The following is a 348-nucleotide window of genomic DNA, read 5'->3' on the forward strand; positions in this document are numbered from 1 at the left end:
GATGAAGACGGTAACGGTGGCTATATTTTCCACCCTAGCACGGCTGCAAGTGGCAAAGATGTAACCATCGCTTATAAAGTGACCGATGGTCATGCGCAAACTGTTGCAACTTCTACAATACATGTAGATCCAGATCCGCATAATAATGGTAATAAGCAAGCGCCAACATCGAGCCATACGTCAACAACTAAACCACCAGTATCAGATATTGATAAAATTACGGGTGACTTAAAAGGTGGTGTCAATGAGGATGGTGGAAGCTCTTATACAGACGCACACAATCACCAACACCAGTTGAAAGCGACAGGTCATGTACAAGCAAAATCACCAAGCGATGTCCACGCACAT

General features: G+C 44.3%; 1 protein-coding gene. It reads left to right on the forward strand.

Going from position 1 to position 348, the window contains the following annotated elements; genetic code table 11:
• Positions 1–348: hypothetical protein (locus AB4585_RS27510; protein WP_372171921.1), on the forward strand; the 348-nt coding region annotated here is incomplete at both ends.

Source organism: Vibrio sp. 10N.222.49.C9 (assembly GCF_041474985.1).
GTDB lineage: Bacteria > Pseudomonadota > Gammaproteobacteria > Enterobacterales > Vibrionaceae > Vibrio > Vibrio crassostreae_C.